Genomic DNA, 16,727 nt, shown 5'->3' on the forward strand with positions numbered 1-16,727 from the left:
CACGCAAACATAACGAAAAGAACGGAGCCGTGATGGCAGGAAATACAATTGGACAACTCTTTCGCGTCACCACCTTCGGCGAATCGCACGGCCTGGCGCTGGGCTGCATCGTCGACGGGGTGCCGCCAGGCATTCCGCTGACCGAAGCCGACCTGCAGCACGACCTGGATCGCCGTCGCCCTGGGACATCGCGTTACACCACCCAGCGCCGCGAACCGGACCAGGTGAAAATCCTCTCTGGCGTCTTCGAAGGCGTGACCACCGGCACCAGCATTGGCCTGCTGATTGAAAACACCGATCAGCGTTCTCAGGACTACGGCGCTATCAAAGATGTGTTCCGTCCGGGCCATGCGGATTACACCTACGAGCAGAAATATGGCCTGCGCGACTATCGCGGCGGCGGGCGTTCGTCCGCGCGTGAAACCGCGATGCGCGTGGCGGCCGGGGCGATTGCCAAAAAATTCCTCGCGGCCAAATTCGGTATTGTTATCCGCGGCTGCCTGACGCAGATGGGCGATATTCCGCTGGCTATCAAAGACTGGGATCAGGTTGAGCAGAACCCATTCTTCTGCCCGGATCCGGATAAAATCGAGGCGCTGGATGAACTGATGCGCGGCCTGAAAAAAGAGGGCGACTCGATCGGCGCGAAAGTGACCGTCGTGGCGGATGGCGTTCCTCCGGGCCTCGGCGAGCCGGTCTTCGACCGTCTGGATGCCGATATCGCCCACGCGCTGATGAGCATCAACGCGGTGAAAGGGGTAGAAATCGGCGATGGTTTTGAGGTGGTCAAACTGCGCGGCAGTGAAAACCGCGACGAAATCACCAAAGCTGGCTTCCAGAGTAACCACGCCGGCGGCATTCTTGGCGGTATCAGCAGCGGTCAGCAAATTGTTGCTAACATCGCGCTGAAGCCAACCTCCAGTATTACCGTTCCCGGTCATACGATTAACCGCTTCGGCGAAGAAGTCGAAATGATCACCAAAGGGCGTCACGATCCGTGCGTCGGCATTCGCGCGGTTCCAATCGCCGAGGCCATGCTGGCTATCGTGTTAATGGATCACTTTATGCGTCAGCGCGCGCAGAATGGCGACGTGACGACAACAATTCCACGCTGGTAACCGATGAAAAATACCGTTATCGCACTGCTGGCGCTGTTGGCCAGCACCGCCAGCCTGGCGGCGACGCCGTGGCAGAAAATATCCCAGCCGATTAGCGGCAGCGCTCAGTCTATTGGCGCGTTTGCGAATGGCTGCATCGTCGGCGCCCAGCCGTTACCGTTGAACTCCCCTGATTACCAGGTGATGCGTACCGATCAGCGGCGCTACTTCGGCCACCCGGATCTCGTGCAGTTTATTCAGCGACTGAGCCTGCAGGCGCACAATAAAGGTATGGGGACGGTGCTGATTGGCGATATGGGCATGCCTGCCGGCGGGCGCTTTAACGGCGGCCACGCCAGCCATCAGTCGGGTCTGGATGTTGATATTTTCCTGCAACTACCGCAGACCCGTTGGACCTCCGCACAGCTGCTGAAACCGCAGGCGCTGGACTTAGTCGCCCGCGATGGTAAGCGGGTGGTGCCGTCGCTGTGGAGCCCGCAAATCAGCAACCTGATTAAAATGGCGGCGGAAGATAACGATGTAACACGTATTTTCGTCAACCCGGCTATCAAACAGCAATTGTGCCTCGATGCCGGTAACGATCGCCAATGGCTACGCAAAGTCCGCCCGTGGTTCCAGCATCGCGCTCATATGCACGTGCGCCTGCGTTGCCCGGCGGGCAGCCTTGAGTGCGAAGATCAAGCACCGCCGCCGGCTGGCGATGGCTGCGGAGCCGAGCTGCAAAGCTGGTTTGAACCACCTAAACCTGGGTCAACCCCACCTGTGAAGAAGACGCCGCCTCCGCTGCCGCCTTCCTGCCAGGCGCTACTGGATGAGCATCTTCTCTAATGGATAGTTTTGCCGAGCTGTTTATGGTGTCGCCAATGGTTCTGGTGGCGCTCTTTTTTGTCGCGATTCTGGCCGGATTTATTGATTCCTTAGCCGGCGGCGGCGGGTTGTTGACCGTCCCGGCGCTGATGGCGGCGGGTATGCCGCCCGCTCAGGCGTTGGCGACCAACAAGCTACAGGCCTGCGGCGGTTCCATTTCCGCGACGCTCTATTTTATCCGTCGCAAGGTAGTGAATCTCGCCGATCAGAAACTCAATATTCTGATGACTTTTATCGGCTCGACGGCGGGCGCGCTGCTGGTGCAGCACGTGCAGTCCGATATTTTAAAGCAAATCCTGCCGCTGCTGGTGATTGGCATCGGGCTGTACTTTTTGCTGATGCCGAAGCTCGGGGAATCCGATCGTCAGCGTCGCCTGTATGGCTTGCCGTTCGCGCTGGTCGCTGGCGGCAGCGTTGGTTTCTACGACGGTTTTTTTGGCCCCGGCGCCGGTTCTTTTTATGCGCTGGCCTTTGTGACGCTCGCCGGGTTTAATCTGGCGAAATCCACCGCTCACGCCAAACTACTAAACGCCACCTCCAATATTGGCGGCCTGCTGCTGTTTATTATTGGCGGCAAAGTGATTTGGGCTACCGGTTTTGTGATGATGGCCGGGCAGTTTATCGGCGCTCGCGCCGGTTCGCGGCTGGTGCTGAGTAAAGGACAGTCGCTGATTCGGCCAATGATCGTCATCGTCTCCGCGGTGATGAGCGCTAAACTTCTTTACGACAGCCACGGGGCTGAGATTTTGCAGTGGTTGGGAATTCACTAATGCAACAGCAACACCATTATCAGCAGTTGGTCGAGATCTTTGACGGCTGCTTTGCCGATGATTTTAATACCCGTCTGGTTAAAGGCGACGACGAACCGATCTATCTTCCTGCAGATAGCGAAGTGCCCTATAACCGGATCGTGTTTGCCCACGGCTTTTACGCCAGCGCGCTGCACGAAATTTCCCACTGGTGTATCGCCGGCAAGGCGCGGCGCGAGCTGGTGGATTTTGGTTACTGGTACTGCCCGGACGGCCGCGATGCAATGACGCAAAGCAAGTTCGAAGACGTCGAGGTTAAGCCACAGGCTTTTGACTGGTTGTTCTGTACGGCGGCGGGATTTCCATTTAACGTCAGCTGCGACAACCTGGAAGGCGACTTTGAACCCGACCGTATTGCGTTTCAGCGGCGCGTGCATGCCCAGGTGATGACTTATCTGGAGCAGGGGATCCCTGAGCGCCCGGCGCGCTTTATTCGCGCGCTGCAACAGTATTACCAAACGCCGCCGCTGACGGCAGAACAATTTCCGTGGCCGGAAGACCTGCACTAAAGCCACGAATTACAAATGAAAGAGGAAAGACGATGATCGCGGAGTTTGAATCACGCATTCTGGCGTTAATTGACGATATGGTAGACCACGCCAGTGATGACGAACTGTTTGCTGGCGGTTATCTGCGCGGCCACCTGACGCTGGCGGTGGCCGAGCTGGAAGGGGAAGGGGAGCACTCGGCGCAGGCGATTAATGATAAAGTCGCCAGCAGCCTGGAAAAGGCCATCAGCGCGGGTGAACTGTCGCCGCCGGACCAGATTCTGGTGCAGGGAATGTGGAATAACCTGTACCAGCAGGCGAAAAATCAGGCCTGATAACTGATGTCATCCGGATGAGGCGTTAGCCGACATCCGGAGACTCTCCCCGGTCGCGCTGCACTTACCGGGGCTACCAGGCTGTAGATACTGTTATCGGTTTGCAACTTTTATCTTGAGAAAGCATTTATCTCGTTTCGCTCCAGAGTATCTTGCGCTCCCGGTTAATTCTTCTGCAAGATGTTTTCCGTGGCGCAGAGAGCGCACAGGGCCTTCCGGGCTACCAAATCGCACAGCGCTGTAGCCCCGGTAAGCGGCAGCTCCACCGGGGGTTTTTAGGCCACCAGCGCCGGCAGTTTTAGCCTGCGTAGTGAATAAATTAACGGCAGACCGCACGGACCGTAGGCCGGATAAGGCGCAAGTCGCCGTTATTTTACCGCTTTTCCCTTCAGCAGTTTTCTCACCCACAGCCGATTCGGATTCAGCGCCGCCAGCGTGTCGCTATCCAGCGGCAGCGGTTCTTCACTCATCTGCGCGGCCAGCAGTTCGGCGCTCAATGGCGCGGTGCACAGCCCACGAGATCCCAATGCCGCGAGCATAAACAGATTGTGATAAACCGGCGCGCTGTCGACATTTTCCTGCTGTTCGTGAAGCGTGGCGTACTGCGTCAACGTTTTCTCATAATCCGGAACGTTGCCCACCATCGGCAGGTGGTCGCGGGTGGCGCAGCGTACGCCGCAGCGGGCGTCGTTGCCGCTAACATCCACCTCTTTTGCCCATGCCGCCTGCGGGAAACAATCAATCAGGCGCTGGCGATTTTGCATCTGATCTTCGGCGCTGAAATCGGTATCTGTCTTGCCGCGATGATAGCTGGCGCCGATACAGTGTTGCTGATTCGCGGGATTCTGCGGCGTCAGATAGCCGTCATAGCATAACACCTGGCGCAGGGCGGAAAGCCCCGGCGTGGTGGGGATATGGCTAACCTGGCCGCCGACCGGATAAGCCGGCAACTGCGCGGTCTGGGCAAAATCAGTCAGGCGATGTCCGTTCGCCAGTACCACCGCCTGATGATGATGCTGCTGATTGAGCAACCAGCCGTCGCCCTCCGCGCTGAGCGTTTCAACGGGATAACCGAAGTGGCTGCGTAGTCCCTGCGTTGCCGCCAGCGACAGCAATTCTGCCGTCAACTGCTGCGGGCACAGCCAGCCGCCGGCAGGATAGGTAATGCCGCCACAGCCGGTATCAACGCCGGTAAGTTCAGCGACCCGATCCGCCGTCACCGCGCGGGCGATCTCCGCAGGTATATCTGACGCCAACATTTGGGCGATTTTCTGCGCGCTTTTTTCATCCCAGGCGAGTTGGGTTACGCCGCACCATTGATGATCGAATTCCACTGGCAACGCGTCGTAAACGCGGCGCGCGAAAGTAAACGCCGCCGGGAAGAAGCGCGCCAGCGCTGGATCGTGCTGGCTTAATAGCGGATACAGCGCGCCCTGGCGATTGCCGGATGCGCCGCTGGCGGGCGCATCGTCAGCGCAGTACAACGTCACCTGCCAGTCGCGACGCAGCAGCGCCAGCGAGAGCAGGGCGCTGGCGATACCGCCGCCGATCACCGCCGCTTCGCGCGATTGGCTGCCGCTGCGGGCAAACCATGGCGTCCGCGCCAGCGTCGGAGCGTCGGCGGTCAATTCGCCGATTAGCATTTCGCGCTTGCGGCCAAAGCCTTTGCGTTTTTGCATGCTAAAACCGGCCTCCTGCAGCCCGCGGCGCACGAAACCGGCTGAGGTAAAGGTCGCCAGCGTGCCGCCGGGGCGGGCCAGGCGCGCCATGGCGGAAAACAGCCCCGGCGTCCACATATCCGGATTTTTCGCCGGCGCGAAGCCGTCGAGGAACCAGGCGTCGACCTGGCGGTTAAGGGAATCATCAAGCTGGTCGGTAAGCGCGTTGATATCTCCAAACCATAAATCCAACGTGACGCGGCCATCGTCGAGCAGCAGGCGGTGGCAGCCCGCGATTGGTAGCGGCCACTGCGCCTGTAGCTGTTCAGCCCATGGCGCCAGTTCCGGCCAGTGCTGGTGCGCCAGACGCAGGTCGTCGGCCTTCAGCGGAAATTTTTCAAAACTGATGAAATGTAATCTTTGCAGCGTAGCCTGCGGATTATCGCGACGAAAAACAGCAAACGCCTGCCACAGCGTCAGGAAATTGAGCCCGGTGCCGAAGCCGCTCTCCGCGACGATAAACAGCGAGCGCGGGTGGGTTGGGAAACGGCTATCAAGCCGGTTGCCGTTGAGAAAAACGTAGCGCGTCTCTTCCAGACCGTTGTCATTAGAAAAATAAACGTCGTCAAAATCTCGGGAAACAGGTGTACCCTCAGCGTTGAATTCCAGGTTGGCGGGTTGTATGGCGTTTTGTTTCACGTAAGTTACTCGAATCACAAGGCGTAGCGCGATCTTAACGATGTGTGCCAGAAGGCGCAAATTTATACACAAAATGGCTGATCGGACTTGTTCGGCGTACAAGTGTACGCTATTGTGCGACTCGAAACTTAAAATAGTGCGACTTACAGAGGTATTGAATGAAACGTGCAGTGATTACTGGCTTGGGCATCGTTTCCAGCATCGGTAATAACCAGCAGGAAGTCCTGGCATCTCTGCGTGAAGGACGTTCAGGGATCACTTTCTCTCAGGAGCTGAAGGATTCAGGAATGCGTAGCCACGTATGGGGCAACGTCAAACTGGATACCACGGGCCTCATTGACCGCAAAGTAGTGCGCTTTATGAGCGACGCATCCATTTATGCTTATCTGTCCATGGAGCAGGCGGTAGCCGACGCCGGTCTGGCGCCGGAAGCATACCAGAATAACCCGCGTGTCGGCCTGATTGCAGGTTCCGGCGGCGGCTCCCCGAAATTCCAGGTCTTCGGCGCCGATGCCATGCGTAGCCCGCGTGGTCTGAAAGCCGTGGGCCCATATGTTGTCACCAAAGCGATGGCTTCCGGCGTATCCGCCTGCCTCGCCACGCCGTTTAAAATCCACGGCGTCAACTACTCTATCAGCTCCGCTTGCGCCACTTCCGCACACTGCATCGGTAACGCAGTAGAACAGATTCAGCTGGGCAAACAGGACATCGTCTTTGCCGGCGGCGGCGAAGAGCTGTGCTGGGAAATGGCTTGCGAGTTCGACGCCATGGGCGCGCTGTCCACCAAATACAACGATTCTCCGGACAAAGCGTCCCGTACCTATGATGCGAACCGCGACGGTTTCGTTATCGCGGGCGGCGGCGGCATGGTCGTGGTTGAAGAGCTGGAACACGCGCTGGCGCGCGGCGCGCATATCTATGCGGAAATCGTCGGTTACGGCGCGACTTCCGATGGCGCGGACATGGTTGCGCCATCTGGCGAAGGCGCAGTGCGCTGCATGCAGATGGCGATGCACGGCGTTGATACCCCGATTGACTACCTGAACTCCCACGGCACTTCTACTCCGGTAGGCGACGTGAAAGAGCTGGGCGCTATCCGCGAAGTCTTCGGCGACAATAGCCCGGCTATCTCCGCCACCAAAGCGATGACCGGCCACTCTCTGGGCGCCGCAGGCGTACAGGAAGCCATCTACTCTCTGCTGATGCTGGAGCACGGATTTATCGCGCCAAGCATTAACATCGAAGAGATGGACGAGCAGGCTGCCGGCCTTAACATCGTCACCAAACCGACCGATGCTCAGCTGACCACCGTGATGTCCAACAGCTTCGGCTTCGGCGGCACCAACGCTACTCTGGTTATGCGTAAATACAACGCCTAATTGGTACGAAACAGAACCAGGGGAGCCTCAGGCTCCCCTTTTTTTGACGTCTTGACAGCGCCCGGCGAGAGAAGGCAAATTGCTCGCCATTATTCTCATTCCATCTTCTCGCCTTGCTCTGCAAAACTGGGGTAACGCATGTCCGCAGCGACAAAAACGATAAACAACGCTTCAGAGAATCTCTCGCTATTTCGCATTACCTTTGCGGTTTTTCTGACCTATATGACCGTGGGGTTGCCGCTACCGGTTATCCCACTATTTGTGCATCACGATCTCGGTTTTGGCAACACTCTCGTCGGCGTGGCCGTCGGCATCCAGTTTCTCGCCACGGTCTTAACCCGCGGCTATGCCGGGAGACTGGCCGATCAGTACGGCGCGAAACGCTCGGTGCTGCAAGGAATGTTGGCCTGTGCTCTGGCCGGCGGCGCCTGGCTGGCGGCGGCGCTGCTGCCGGTGCCGGTAATGGCCAAATTTGGCCTGCTGGTGCTGGGCCGTTTGATTCTCGGTTTTGGTGAAAGCCAACTGCTGACCGGCAACTTAAGCTGGGGATTAGGGCTGGTTGGCCCGCGTCGTTCCGGTAAAGTGATGTCGTGGAACGGCATGGCGATGTATGGGGCGCTGGCGGTGGGCGCGCCGCTGGGGCTGCTGATTTACAGCCGTTTCGGCGTGGCGACGCTGGCCTGCGTCACGATGGCGCTGCCGTTGCTGGCGTGGGCGATTAACGGCACGGTCCGTAAAGTTCCCGCTCACGGCGGCGAGCGTCCTTCGCTATGGAGCGTCATCGGCATGATCTGGCGGCCGGGGATTGGTCTCGGCCTGCAGGGCGTCGGCTTTGCGGTAATCGGCACCTTTGTTTCGCTCTATTTCGCCAGCCACGGCTGGGCGATGGCCGGCTTCACGTTGACCGCGTTTGGCGGCGCTTTTGTCCTGATGCGTATTCTGTTCGGCTGGATGCCGGATCGCTTCGGCGGCATTAAGGTGGCGATGGTGTCACTACTGATTGAAGCTATTGGCCTGACGCTGCTGTGGCAAGCGCCGGGCGCCTGGGTGGCGCTGGCGGGCGCCGCTTTGACCGGCTGCGGTTGCTCGCTTATCTTCCCGGCGCTGGGCGTGGAGGTAGTCAAACGGGTTCCGGCTCAGGTTCGCGGCACCGCGCTTGGCGGCTATGCCGCGTTTCAGGATATCTCTTACGGCGTCACCGGCCCGCTGACTGGCCTGCTTGCCACCTCGTTGGGCTATGCATCCGTTTTTCTTGCCGGGGCGATTTGCGCGGTATTAGGGATTGTGGTCACTCTGTTGACGCTACGTAAATAAAGGCATAACGGCGGCTATCAGGCCGCCGTTATTGTTTTAGGCTTACAGCACCAGCCACAGCAGAATAATCACCACCAGCAGCGCAATTGCCACCGTCCACGCTTTTTTACTATACACCGCATGGGGGGCGGGCAGTGGCTCGACCGGGGTAATTGCCATTGTCGCCTGGGCGCGGGCCACGCGTAGCGCAAAGACTTTATTTAATAGCGTTAGCACTTGCGGGCTGGTTAAGGTCGTCGTTGGCGTTACCTGCCAACTGCTTTGCGCGAAATCGGCGATTTTCTGCCACTCCTGCGCCTCCAGCGGTTGCTTAAGCGCTGCCTGCAGCGAATTCATCGTCGGTGCGGTTTGCGCGCTCAGCGTTTGTCGCGCCTGCAGCCAGTATGAGAGCGGGGTGAAGTGGGTGGCGGGGATCAGCTCGCCGGATTTCACGCCGCACAGCTCAAGCATTGATTGCCAGATAAGCTTACTCGATTCGCCGGTTGCGGCGGCCAGTTTGGTCACTAACTGGTTCAGGGTGTTATGTTCCGCCGGCAGCAAAGGACGCAGCGTCGGCGTACGCTGCTGCGGCTGCGGGATCGCCAACTGGCCGTTTTGCAGCAGATGCAGCACGTTCTCCAGCTGCGCCTGGGTCAGCGCATGCAGCACGGTTTGACCATAATTCTGGCGGATATAATCGCTCACCGCCTGACGGTTATTCCCCTGGGTCAGCAGTTCGCTGAGTTGGGCGAGAATTTGCCGGTGGTGATGGTTTTGCTGAGCGATACTTAAGCGCTGATTCAGGTTGCTCTCAGCCGCGCTGAAATGGCTCGCCAGTAGCGGCGTATCGCCTTTCAGACCCAGATCGTGCTTCACGCAGGCCCACACTTCGGCGTTTTGCTGCGATGTCAGCGTCACCAGACGCGTTATCAGCCGCTCCAGAACGGTGCGTTGCTGCATGGTGAGCGCATTTGGACCCACGGCGGATGCGCCGGATGGGCCAGTCCCCGGAGGGCGATCGGACATACCTGAAACGGGTGGTGTCATGATGAATCCTTACCGTAGTGCTGTACTTAAGCCGGGTGATGATGTTCCTGGCGGCCAGATTATGGCACACTTCCCCGGTTTACTCTCGTTCTCAGACAGGTACTGAACCGTGAAAATCCTCGTTGATGAAAATATGCCCTATGCGCGTGAGCTTTTTAGCCGTTTGGGAGACGTGCAGGCCGTTCCCGGTCGTCCCATTCCGCAGGAAGCGTTAACCGACGCCGACGCGCTGATGGTGCGTTCCGTTACTAAGGTGAACGAAGCGCTGCTCTCCGGTAAGACGATTAAGTTTGTCGGCACCGCCACCGCAGGCACCGATCATGTCGATCAAGCGTGGCTGCAGCAGGCGGGGATTGGCTTTTCCGCCGCGCCGGGCTGTAATGCGATCGCGGTGGTGGAGTATGTTTTCTCGGCGCTGCTGATGCTCGCCGAGCGCGATGGATTCGCGCTGGCTGACCGCACCGTCGGTATCGTCGGCGTCGGCAACGTTGGCGGGCGTTTGCAAAAACGTCTGGAAGCGCTGGGAATTAAAACGTTACTCTGCGATCCGCCGCGCGCCGATCGCGGCGATGAAGGCGATTTCCGCAGCCTGGACGAGTTAGTGCAGCAGGCGGATATCCTGACGTTCCACACGCCGTTGTTTAAAGACGGACAGTATAAAACGCTGCATCTTGCCGATGAAGCGCTGATTAGCCGCCTGCAGCCGGGAGCTATTCTGATTAACGCCTGCCGTGGCCCCGTGGTGGATAATGCGGCGCTGCTCAAGCGCTTGCAGGCCGGGCAGCAACTGAGCGTGGTGCTCGACGTCTGGGAACCCGAACCGGATCTGAATACTGAGTTGCTGGCGCGTGTCGATATCGGTACCTCGCATATCGCCGGTTATACCCTTGAAGGCAAAGCGCGCGGCACCACTCAGGTGTTTGAAGCCTATAGCGCGTTCATTGGTCATCCGCAGCAGGTGGCGCTGGATACGCTACTGCCGGCGCCGGAATTTGGCCGCATCACTCTGCACGGCCCGCTCGATCAGGCGACGCTAAAAAGGCTGGTCCATTTGGTGTATGATGTGCGCCGCGATGATGCGCCGCTGCGTAAAGTGGCAGGCATTGCCGGCGAATTCGACAAGCTGCGTAAAAATTATCAGGAACGCCGCGAATGGTCGTCCCTGTACGTACAGTGCAGCGATGAAAAAGCAGCGACGCTGCTGCGTCAGCTCGGTTTTAATGCCGTACATCATCCTGTTCGTTAATATCTTCTTAATGCCCCTGTCGGATAATCCGGCAGGGTCGCTATTTTCTGGAGTACACCACCATGTCTGAAGGCTGGAATATTGCCGTACTGGGCGCAACCGGCGCCGTAGGCGAAGCCCTGCTTGAAACCCTTGCTGAACGCCAGTTTCCGGTAGGCGAAATTTATGCGCTGGCGCGCAATGAAAGCGCGGGCGAACATCTGCGTTATGGTGGCAAATCGGTCATCGTGCAGGACGCCGCCGAATTTGACTGGACCCAGGCCCAGTTGGCTTTCTTCGCCGCAGGCGTCGAAGCCAGCGCGGCGTATGTCGAAGAAGCCACCAACGCCGGTTGTCTGGTTATCGATCTTAGCGGCCTGTTCGCGCTGGAGCCGGACGTGCCGCTGGTGGTGCCGGACGTTAACCCGTTCGTGCTCGGCGACTACCGCAACCGTAACGTGATTGCGGTACCAAACAGCCTGACCAGCCAGCTGCTGACGGCGCTGAAACCGCTGATCGATGATGGCGGCCTGTCGCGTATTACCGTTACCAACCTGCTGTCTGCCTCGGCGCAGGGGAAAAAAGCGGTCGATGCGCTGGCGGGGCAGAGCGCGAAGCTGCTGAACGGTATTCCGATTGATGAAGACGATTTCTTTGGTCGCCAGCTGGCATTCAATATGCTGCCGATTCTGCCGGATCGCGAAGGTAGCGTGCGCGAAGAACGACGTATCGTCGATGAAGCGCGCAAAATTCTCCAGGATGACGGCCTGATGATTTCCGCGAGCGTCGTGCAATCGCCGGTCTTCTATGGTCATGCGCAGATGGTGAATTTTGAAGCGCTGCGTCCGCTAGCGGCGGAGGAGGCGCGCGACGCCTTTACCCGCGGCGAGGATATCGAGCTTTCTGAAGAGGGCGAGTTCCCGACGCAGGTCGGCGATGCTTCCGGTAACGCGCGTCTGTCCATCGGTTGCGTGCATAACGATTACGGCATGCCCGAGCAGATTCAGTTCTGGTCGGTTGCCGATAACGTGCGCTTTGGCGGCGCGCTGATGGCGGTGAAAATCGCCGAGAAGCTGGTTCAGGAGTATTTGTACTGATGTCTGAAGCACAGCAGCAGCCGGTGTATAAAATCGCGCTGGGCATCGAGTACGACGGCAGCAAATACTACGGCTGGCAGCGGCAAAACGAAGTGCGCAGCGTGCAGGAAAAGCTGGAAAAGGCGCTGTCGCAGGTGGCGGCCGAACCGGTACACGTATTCTGCGCCGGGCGTACCGACGCCGGCGTACACGGTACCGGCCAGGTGGTGCACTTTGAAACCCGCGCTCAGCGTAAAGACGCCGCGTGGACGCTGGGCGTAAATGCGAATTTACCTGGTGACATCGCCGTGCGTTGGGTGAAGCATGTTGCGGACGATTTTCACGCCCGCTTCAGCGCGACGGCCCGTCGTTACCGTTACGTCATCTATAATCACCGCCTGCGTCCGGCGGTGTTAAGCCAGGGGGTGACGCATTATTACCACCCTCTGGATGCCGGGCGGATGCATCGCGCCGCGCAGTGTTTAATTGGCGAGAATGACTTCACCTCGTTTCGCGCGGTGCAATGTCAGTCGCGCACGCCGTGGCGCAACGTGATGCATATCAACGTGACCCGTCACGGGGCTTATGTGGTGGTGGATATGAAGGCGAACGCTTTTGTTCATCATATGGTAAGGAACATCGTCGGCAGCCTGATGGAAGTAGGCGCCGGAAACCAGCCAGAGAGCTGGATTGCAGAACTGCTGGCGGCGAAGGACCGGACTCTGGCTGCCGCGACGGCGAAAGCGGAAGGATTGTATCTGGTGTCGGTGGATTATCCGGCCCATTTCGATCTGCCGGTAATGCCGATGGGCCCGCTATTTTTGGCGGACTAATATCAGCGCCCCCGTAACAGGGGGCGGTTGTCACTAAAGGCTAAGACAAATATGGACCTGATTCATTTTTTGATTGATTTCATCCTGCATATTGATGTGCACCTTGCGGAGCTGGTCGCACAGTATGGCGTCTGGGTTTACGCCATCCTGTTTTTGATTCTGTTCTGCGAAACCGGCCTGGTGGTGACGCCGTTCCTGCCCGGAGATTCTCTGCTGTTCGTCGCCGGCGCGCTCTCCGCGCTGCCAACTAACGATCTCAACGTACACCTGATGGTCACGCTGATGGTCATTGCCGCCGTTGTTGGCGATGCCCTGAACTACACCATCGGTAGATTGTTCGGCGAAAAGCTATTCAGCAATCCGAACTCGAAGATTTTCCGTCGCAGCTATCTCGACAAAACCCATACCTTCTATGAACGCCACGGCGGCAAAACCATCATCCTCGCGCGTTTTGTGCCGATCGTCAGAACCTTTGCGCCGTTTGTGGCGGGAATGGGCCACATGTCCTATCGTCATTTTGCGGCGTATAACGTGGTAGGCGCGCTGCTGTGGGTACTGCTGTTCACCTATGCCGGGTACCTGTTTGGTGATTTGCCGATCGTGCAGGAAAATCTGAAGCTGCTGATCGTGGCGATTATCGTCCTGTCGGTACTGCCAGGTGTTATCGAATTGATTCGCCATCGCCGGGCGGCGGCAAAGCAGGCCAAATAAGCCCTTAGCGGCATTTTCGCCGGGCGTTGCTATGACGTTCGGCGCGCAAAGTGTGAGCGGTTCGACCACTTTTTTATCCCATGTTACGGGATGTTATGATTTAATGTGCAACATTCATGGTCTGTGAGGGGCAAAAGTGGCATTATGCGCCCCTTGCGACAAAACTGGCATCGACCAGGTTCAGGTAGAAAGGTTATCAATGAGCTGGATTGAACGAATTAAAAGCAATATAACCCCCACCCGTAAGGCAAGTATTCCTGAAGGTGTATGGACCAAGTGCGACAGCTGCGGTCAGGTACTGTACCGCGCAGAGCTGGAGCGCAACCTGGAGGTTTGCCCTAAGTGCGATCACCACATGCGTATGTCGGCGCGCAATCGCCTGCATAGCCTGCTGGACGAAGGTTCTCTCGTGGAGCTGGGTAGCGAGCTCGAGCCAAAGGATGTGCTGAAGTTCCGCGATTCGAAAAAGTATAAAGACCGTCTGGCCTCTGCACAGAAAGAGACCGGCGAGAAAGACGCGCTGGTGGTGATGAAAGGCACCCTGCACGGCATGCCTGTCGTGGCGGCGGCATTTGAATTCGCCTTTATGGGCGGTTCGATGGGTTCCGTTGTTGGCGCGCGTTTCGTCCGTGCGGTTGAGCAGGCGCTGGAAGACAACTGCCCGCTAATCTGCTTCTCCGCTTCCGGCGGTGCCCGTATGCAGGAAGCGCTGATGTCGCTGATGCAGATGGCGAAGACCTCCGCGGCGCTGGCGAAAATGCAGGAACGCGGTTTACCGTACATCTCCGTGCTGACCGACCCGACCATGGGCGGCGTCTCCGCGAGCTTCGCGATGCTGGGCGATCTTAATATCGCCGAGCCGAAAGCGCTGATCGGCTTCGCCGGTCCTCGCGTTATCGAGCAGACCGTGCGTGAGAAGCTGCCACCGGGATTCCAGCGCAGTGAGTTCCTGATTGAGAAAGGGGCGATCGACATGATTATCCGTCGTCCTGAAATGCGTCTGAAATTAGCCAGCATCCTGGCGAAACTGATGAATCTTCCTTCGCCGCAGGCCGATGCGCCTCACGAAGGCGAGGTGGTGCCACCGGTACCGGATCAGGAACCAGAGGCCTGATAATGCAGAGGGCAGGGCCGACAGGCGCTGCCCTTTTTTTTACCGTTAACTCTCGCGGACATCATGGAAAAAGATCCTATTCCTCAGGCCACGTCGCCCCTGGCTACGTGGCTTTCTTATCTGGAGCATCTGCACAGTAAAGCCATCGATCTGGGGCTTTCGCGGGTGAGCGAAGTCGCCGGACGGATGGCGATACTAAAACCGGCGCCGTTTGTCTTTACCGTGGCGGGTACCAACGGCAAAGGCACCACCTGCCGGACGCTGGAATCCGTGCTGATGGCGGCGGGTTATAAAGTTGGCGTGTATAGTTCGCCGCATCTGGTGCGCTATACCGAGCGCGTGCGTATTCAGGGCGCTGAGCTGCCGGAAGCGGCGCATACTGCCTCATTTGCCGAAATCGAAGCGGCACGCGGCGATATCTCGCTGAGCTATTTTGAATTTGGCACGCTGTCCGCGCTATGGCTGTTTAAGCAGGCGCAGCTCGATGTGGTTATCCTCGAAGTGGGCCTCGGCGGGCGCCTGGACGCCACGAATATCGTCGATGCCGACGTGGCGGTGGTCACCAGCATCGCGCTGGATCATACCGACTGGCTGGGGCCGGATCGTGAAAGCATTGGCCGTGAAAAAGCCGGTATTTTCCGCGCCGGCAAACCGGCAGTGGTGGGCGAACCCGATATGCCGCACACGATTGCCGACGTGGCGGATGAAAAAGGCGCGACGCTGTTGCGCCGCGACCACGACTGGCGTTATAGCGTGACTGGCCAGTCATGGAACTTTAGCGATGGTCAGGGCGAGTTGGCAGGGCTGCCGCTGCCGCAGGTTCCATTGCCGAACGCCGCGACGGCGCTGGCGGCGCTACGCGCCAGCGGGCTTAACGTCGCTGAACAGGCGCTGCGCGACGGTATTCATCACGCCATGCTGCCGGGGCGTTTTCAGATTATCAGCGAGGCGCCGCGGGTGATCCTCGATGTCGCGCATAACCCGCATGCGGCGGCTTATCTCGCCGGGCGTCTCAAAACCTTAGCGAAAACGGGGCGCGTACTGGCGGTTATTGGTATGCTGCATGATAAAGATATCGCCGGAACCCTGGCGAATCTGGCGCCTGAAGTAGACGCGTGGTACTGCGCGCCGCTGGAAGGGCCGCGCGGCGCCACGGCGGATCAGCTGATTGCGCATCTGCGCGCAGGGCAAAGTTATGACAGCGTAGCCCAGGCGTGGCATGCCGCCATGGCGGATGCCAAAGCCGAAGATACGGTGCTGGTGTGTGGTTCCTTCCACACGGTAGCGCATGTAATGGAAGAGATAGACGCGGGGAGAATCGGTGGCGAGTAAGTTTCAGAACCGTTTAGTCGGGACGATTGTACTGGTAGCGCTGGGGGTAATTATTCTCCCGGGTCTGCTCGACGGTCAGAAAAAACATTATCAGGATGAGTTTGCGGCGATCCCGTTGGTGCCGAAGCCGGGCGATCGCGATGAGCCGGATATGCTGCCGGCGGCTACCCAGGCGCTGCCTTCGCAGCCGCCGGAAGGCGCCGCGGAAGAGGTGAGAGCGGGAGACGCCGCGGCGCCATCGCTGGATCCGTCGCGCATCCCGGTAAACAACAATAGCTTCGATGAAGTTCAGGAGCCGGTGGTGGCCGCTAAGCCGCAGCCGAAACCACAGCCGAAGCCGGTTGAGAAACCGCAGCCGCAGCAGGTCGCGCAGACGCCGCCTCCGGCGAAACCGCAGCCGCAACCACAGCCGCAACAGCAGCAGGCCGCGATTCCGGCGCCGACCGGAAAAGCCTATGTGGTGCAGTTAGGGGCGTTGAAGAATGCCGATAAGGTTAACGAAATCGTGGGTAAGCTGCGTTCCTCGGGCTTTAAAGCCTGGACATCGCCATCCACGCCGGTTCAGGGTAAAATTACCCGTATTCTGGTGGGGCCGGATGCGTCGAAAGACAAGCTGAAGGGGCAACTCGGCGAGCTGCAGCAAATTTCTGGCCTGAGCGGCGTGGTCATGGGATATAGCCCGAATTAAAAAACCATATCCGCTCCGATTGGGTGAGCCAGCAAGCGGGTTAACCTGCTGAAAC

At 58.6% G+C, this 16,727-nt stretch carries 16 protein-coding genes; 14 read left to right on the top strand and 2 right to left on the bottom strand.

Annotation, left to right across the window (positions count from 1 at the left end):
- The first annotated feature begins 32 nt into the window (after window positions 1–32).
- From aroC to PGS10_RS16235, 5 genes are read left to right on the top strand one after another with little or no spacing between them, the layout of a single operon-like run.
- Window positions 33–1,118: a chorismate synthase gene (gene aroC / locus PGS10_RS16215; RefSeq protein WP_049059558.1), complete on the top strand. Its 1,086-nt coding sequence runs from the start codon at window positions 33–35 to the stop codon at window positions 1,116–1,118.
- Window positions 1,119–1,121: 3 nt separating this feature from the next.
- A complete protein-coding gene (gene mepA, locus PGS10_RS16220; protein ID WP_015706180.1) occupies window positions 1,122–1,946 on the top strand; it encodes a penicillin-insensitive murein endopeptidase in 825 nt (274 codons plus the stop codon).
- Window positions 1,946–2,755, top strand: a complete 810-nt coding sequence (locus PGS10_RS16225; RefSeq protein ID WP_045391512.1) for a sulfite exporter TauE/SafE family protein — start codon at window positions 1,946–1,948, stop codon at window positions 2,753–2,755. The genes mepA and PGS10_RS16225 overlap by 1 nt, the downstream gene beginning before the upstream one ends.
- Entirely contained in the window at window positions 2,755–3,303 is a 549-nt protein-coding gene (locus tag PGS10_RS16230) for an elongation factor P hydroxylase (protein WP_316423252.1), read from the top strand. Before PGS10_RS16225 ends, PGS10_RS16230 begins: the two co-directional genes overlap by 1 nt.
- Window positions 3,304–3,335: 32 nt before the next feature.
- Window positions 3,336–3,617, top strand: a complete 282-nt coding sequence (locus PGS10_RS16235; protein ID WP_045391507.1) for a YfcL family protein — start codon at window positions 3,336–3,338, stop codon at window positions 3,615–3,617.
- Between the two features lie 368 nt (window positions 3,618–3,985).
- Here the strand turns inward: PGS10_RS16235 and mnmC are convergent, their stop codons facing one another.
- Complete coding sequence (mnmC, locus tag PGS10_RS16240) at window positions 3,986–5,974, bottom strand: bifunctional tRNA (5-methylaminomethyl-2-thiouridine)(34)-methyltransferase MnmD/FAD-dependent 5-carboxymethylaminomethyl-2-thiouridine(34) oxidoreductase MnmC (protein ID WP_316423253.1); 1,989 nt, start codon at window positions 5,972–5,974, stop codon at window positions 3,986–3,988.
- A 158-nt stretch (window positions 5,975–6,132) separates the two neighbouring features.
- Between mnmC and fabB the strand changes: the two genes are divergently transcribed.
- Window positions 6,133–7,353 (top strand): beta-ketoacyl-ACP synthase I, encoded by a 1,221-nt coding sequence (fabB, locus tag PGS10_RS16245; RefSeq protein WP_015706178.1) that lies wholly within the window; start codon window positions 6,133–6,135, stop codon window positions 7,351–7,353.
- A 138-nt stretch (window positions 7,354–7,491) separates the two neighbouring features.
- Window positions 7,492–8,667: an MFS transporter gene (locus tag PGS10_RS16250; RefSeq protein WP_045391503.1), complete on the top strand. Its 1,176-nt coding sequence runs from the start codon at window positions 7,492–7,494 to the stop codon at window positions 8,665–8,667.
- Window positions 8,668–8,709: 42 nt separating this feature from the next.
- Here the strand turns inward: PGS10_RS16250 and flk are convergent, their stop codons facing one another.
- Window positions 8,710–9,693 carry a flagella biosynthesis regulator Flk gene (flk, locus tag PGS10_RS16255; protein WP_020078229.1) on the bottom strand — a complete coding sequence of 328 codons (984 nt, stop codon included), beginning with the start codon at window positions 9,691–9,693 and terminating at the stop codon, window positions 8,710–8,712.
- A 109-nt stretch (window positions 9,694–9,802) separates the two neighbouring features.
- Here flk and pdxB point away from each other — a divergent pair, with 109 nt between their 5' ends.
- From pdxB to dedD, 7 genes are all read left to right on the top strand, one after another.
- Window positions 9,803–10,939 (top strand): 4-phosphoerythronate dehydrogenase PdxB, encoded by a 1,137-nt coding sequence (gene pdxB, locus PGS10_RS16260; RefSeq protein ID WP_045391501.1) that lies wholly within the window; start codon window positions 9,803–9,805, stop codon window positions 10,937–10,939.
- A gap of 62 nt (window positions 10,940–11,001) precedes the next feature.
- Complete coding sequence (locus PGS10_RS16265) at window positions 11,002–12,015, top strand: aspartate-semialdehyde dehydrogenase (RefSeq protein ID WP_045364476.1); 1,014 nt, start codon at window positions 11,002–11,004, stop codon at window positions 12,013–12,015.
- Window positions 12,015–12,827 carry a tRNA pseudouridine(38-40) synthase TruA gene (gene truA, locus PGS10_RS16270; RefSeq protein WP_316423254.1) on the top strand — a complete coding sequence of 271 codons (813 nt, stop codon included), beginning with the start codon at window positions 12,015–12,017 and terminating at the stop codon, window positions 12,825–12,827. Before PGS10_RS16265 ends, truA begins: the two co-directional genes overlap by 1 nt.
- 51 nt (window positions 12,828–12,878) lie before the next feature.
- The gene (locus PGS10_RS16275; protein WP_047078309.1) at window positions 12,879–13,538 is read left to right on the top strand and encodes a DedA family protein; all 660 of its coding nucleotides are present in this window, start codon (window positions 12,879–12,881) and stop codon (window positions 13,536–13,538) included.
- Between the two features lie 199 nt (window positions 13,539–13,737).
- Entirely contained in the window at window positions 13,738–14,652 is a 915-nt protein-coding gene (gene accD, locus PGS10_RS16280; RefSeq protein ID WP_015365554.1) for an acetyl-CoA carboxylase, carboxyltransferase subunit beta, read from the top strand.
- Between the two features lie 63 nt (window positions 14,653–14,715).
- Window positions 14,716–15,984, top strand: coding sequence for a bifunctional tetrahydrofolate synthase/dihydrofolate synthase (gene folC, locus PGS10_RS16285; RefSeq protein ID WP_047043324.1), 1,269 nt, complete (start codon window positions 14,716–14,718; stop codon window positions 15,982–15,984).
- Window positions 15,974–16,672, top strand: a complete 699-nt coding sequence (dedD, locus tag PGS10_RS16290; protein WP_045391498.1) for a cell division protein DedD — start codon at window positions 15,974–15,976, stop codon at window positions 16,670–16,672. The genes folC and dedD overlap by 11 nt, the downstream gene beginning before the upstream one ends.
- Window positions 16,673–16,727 lie beyond the last annotated feature (55 nt).

The sequence above is a fragment of the Klebsiella sp. 141153 genome (assembly GCF_032601995.1).
Classification (GTDB): Bacteria; Pseudomonadota; Gammaproteobacteria; order Enterobacterales; family Enterobacteriaceae; genus Klebsiella; species Klebsiella aerogenes.

What these genes read in the sequence shown, in the direction of transcription:
- PGS10_RS16275 (WP_047078309.1), top strand. Translation starts at nt 12,879, where the DNA reads ATGGACCTGATTCATTTTTTGATTGATTTCATCCTGCATATTGATGTG.
- accD (WP_015365554.1), top strand. Translation starts at nt 13,738, where the DNA reads ATGAGCTGGATTGAACGAATTAAAAGCAATATAACCCCCACCCGTAAG.
- fabB (WP_015706178.1), top strand. Translation starts at nt 6,133, where the DNA reads ATGAAACGTGCAGTGATTACTGGCTTGGGCATCGTTTCCAGCATCGGT.
- PGS10_RS16250 (WP_045391503.1), top strand. Translation starts at nt 7,492, where the DNA reads ATGTCCGCAGCGACAAAAACGATAAACAACGCTTCAGAGAATCTCTCG.
- PGS10_RS16235 (WP_045391507.1), top strand. Translation starts at nt 3,336, where the DNA reads ATGATCGCGGAGTTTGAATCACGCATTCTGGCGTTAATTGACGATATG.
- mepA (WP_015706180.1), top strand. Translation starts at nt 1,122, where the DNA reads ATGAAAAATACCGTTATCGCACTGCTGGCGCTGTTGGCCAGCACCGCC.
- PGS10_RS16230 (WP_316423252.1), top strand. Translation starts at nt 2,755, where the DNA reads ATGCAACAGCAACACCATTATCAGCAGTTGGTCGAGATCTTTGACGGC.
- folC (WP_047043324.1), top strand. Translation starts at nt 14,716, where the DNA reads ATGGAAAAAGATCCTATTCCTCAGGCCACGTCGCCCCTGGCTACGTGG.
- flk (WP_020078229.1), bottom strand. Translation starts at nt 9,693, where the DNA reads ATGACACCACCCGTTTCAGGTATGTCCGATCGCCCTCCGGGGACTGGC.
- truA (WP_316423254.1), top strand. Translation starts at nt 12,015, where the DNA reads ATGTCTGAAGCACAGCAGCAGCCGGTGTATAAAATCGCGCTGGGCATC.
- aroC (WP_049059558.1), top strand. Translation starts at nt 33, where the DNA reads ATGGCAGGAAATACAATTGGACAACTCTTTCGCGTCACCACCTTCGGC.
- PGS10_RS16225 (WP_045391512.1), top strand. Translation starts at nt 1,946, where the DNA reads ATGGATAGTTTTGCCGAGCTGTTTATGGTGTCGCCAATGGTTCTGGTG.
- PGS10_RS16265 (WP_045364476.1), top strand. Translation starts at nt 11,002, where the DNA reads ATGTCTGAAGGCTGGAATATTGCCGTACTGGGCGCAACCGGCGCCGTA.